Consider the following 2621-nt stretch of genomic DNA (forward strand, 5'->3'; position numbering starts at 1 on the left):
TTGAATGCATCCGTCGTCCACTGTTCTGGGCGGCGATCAGGCTGGTGCCGGAACCGTTGAACGGCTCATAGCAGCTTTCGCCTTCGTGGGTGTAGGCTTCCATCAGGTGCTGTGGCAAGGTGACCGGGAAGACGGCCGGGTGGTCTATGCCGTCACCGATGCTGCCTTTCTGTCTCATAAGCCGGATAACGCTGTCGGGGATTTTGTAGTCCTGAATGGGCTGCCCTGAATGTGTCCAGCCGCCTACCTCGCCATCGTTGCTGCGAATACCACCGGCATCGTTCTGGTGGCTGACCTCTCCGGCTCCCTCGCAGGGCACGATCTTGTTGGGCTTTCTCTTTTCTTTGTTGAAATGAAAAATCAATTCAAAGGCGGGAGCCAGTCGGCCTGCCCAATCGCCGGGCATGCCGGGGCCTTGATCCCATACGTAAAGACCAAACCGTCGCCAGCCGTCGATCCGCATGAACTCCAGCCAGCTGTCCCAGTAGGGTTGCCACTCGTTTTTGTGGTGTATCAATCCGAGGTTCACTAACACCTGGCCGCTTTTGTGCATGGCGCTGCCGAGGGTGCTTGCTCCAAATACGCCGGTCATCAATTTGTCCCAGTCCGTAATGCCGTCAGTGGTGTAGTCCCGTTGGTTGCCATAAGGCGGGCTGGTGAAACAGAGGCGAGCCTTGCGCCCGTCCATCAATTGCTTGACGTGGTCGGGGTTGGTGCTGTCGCCGCACATCAGCCGGTGGTCACCCACCTGCCAAACGTCGCCCTTTTGGGAAACGGCGGGTGCTCCCTGGATAACGTCTTCCACTTCTGGCTCGCTGGTGGGGTCGTGGTCTTCGGGCGCTGTGGGTGGCTCTAAATCGTCCAACATGGCCAGTAGGGCGTCGTTGTCGGTTTCTACCTGCCCTAATAACTGTTGAAGTGTGTCGCCGTCGGTCTCTGCCAGGGCGCTGATGGGGTCAAGGGTAGCGAGGGCGAGCTTTTCTTCTGCTTCGCTTAAATCCACGTAAATAACGGGCACCCCCTTGGCTTTGTGCTTTCTGGCCAGCTCCACTCGCAGGTGTCCGTCTATGAGTCGCCCGGTGCGCTGGTTGACGATCACTTGCTGAATCCATCCAAGGTCGTCTAATACGCCTTCCATTGCGGCTTGCTGTGACTGTGGGTGTCTGCGCCAGTTGTCTGGGTTCATCATCAGCTTTTCGGGGCTTTCCATGCCGCTGCCAGTGATGCGTTGCTTCCATGCCATGTCGGTTATCCTTTGAATGCGGTGCCGTTCTGGTGTTTTGCCTGTTGTCCGGTGAAGGCCTGCCACCGCCGGATAATCACGTCGCAATAGGCCGGGTCTATTTCCATCAACCGGGCTTGCCTTCTCAACTTCTCGCAGGCGATGAGGGTGCTGCCGGAGCCTCCGCATAAATCCAGCACTGTGTTCTGGCGGGTGCTGCTGTTGCGGATCATGTGAACAATCAGGTTGACCGGTTTCATGGTGGGGTGCTCTGCCGATCGGGAGGGTTTGTCTTCCTTGATCACGCTGGTGTTCAGCTGGTTGCGAAGCTGCCGGCAGTAGTTGACCAGTGACGACTTTTCCATATTCTTGAAGTCGGGTTCCTCATCCAGCACCGTGGACTTGTTGAATTCGCCATACCATGAATGGGCGGCTCCTGGCTTCCAGCCGTATAAAATCGGTTCGTGCTGCCAGTGGTAATCCTGCCTGCCCAACGCAAAGACATTTTTTACCCAGACGAGGCATTGCTTGAGTAGGAAACCACTTTCCACCAGTGCGCTTCGGAAGTTCACGCCTTCGCTGTCGGCATGCGCCACATAAATAGGGCCGCCCGGTTTTGTCCACAGACAGGCGGCGGTGAATAAGTCGCTGAGGAATGCTCTGAACTGAGCATCGCCCATCTTGTCGTTCTGGATAGTGAGGGCATCTTTGGTTTTGCCTTCGTAATCCACGTTATAGGGCGGATCAGTCCAGACCATATCAACTTGCTGCGATTGAACCAGCTGCTCTACCTGCTGCGGGTCGGTACTGTCGCCGCACATCAATCGGTGCGCTCCTAAAATCCAAATATCACCAGGCTTGCTGATGACTTTGCCTTGGGGATCCGGGCAGTCGTCGTCATCCGTGAGGCCGTCTTCAGCTTTGTCCAGTAGTTCTCCGGAGGCGAGGCTTTCCAATAGGCCGTTCAGGTCATCGCTCTGCACCTCCAATCCTTCCAGCAAGCTGTCCAGCATGGACTGGTCGGTTTCGGCCATCGCCGACAAGGGATCAATCGTAGCCAGTGCCAGTTTTTCTTCTGCCTCGGTCAGGTCAACGTAAATCACCGGCACTTCGGTTTCGCCTTCCCGCATGGAAAGCTCCACCCTGAGGTGGCCATCCACCAGGTGGCCGGTTCTCTGGTTCACAATGACCTGTTGAATCCAGCCGATCTCATCAAGTGCACCCTTGAGGGCGTCCTGCTGGCTCTTGGGGTGGATTCGCCAGTTCTGTGGGTTGGCCAGTAACTGCTCCGGGTTCTCTTTGCCCTGGCCGACAATCCTGTCCTGCCACTTGCTCATGATTCGTCCCTGTTGCCTGTGGATAAGCCCAATGCTTTTAAGCGGTTCAGGTACTGCCGCCG

At 56.6% G+C, this 2621-nt stretch carries 2 protein-coding genes; both read right to left on the bottom strand.

Annotated elements, in window-relative coordinates:
* Nucleotides 1-1309: DNA modification methylase (locus tag AK963_RS27635; RefSeq protein ID WP_274520561.1), on the bottom strand; the 1309-nt coding region annotated here is incomplete at its 3' end.
* Nucleotides 1249-2621, bottom strand: a 1373-nt coding sequence (locus AK963_RS36105) for a DNA modification methylase (RefSeq protein WP_238593875.1), incomplete at its 5' end; no start/stop codon positions are given. The genes AK963_RS36105 and AK963_RS27635, both read right to left, overlap by 61 nt.

This window comes from Endozoicomonas atrinae, assembly GCF_001647025.1.
Classification (GTDB): Bacteria; Pseudomonadota; Gammaproteobacteria; order Pseudomonadales; family Endozoicomonadaceae; genus Endozoicomonas; species Endozoicomonas atrinae.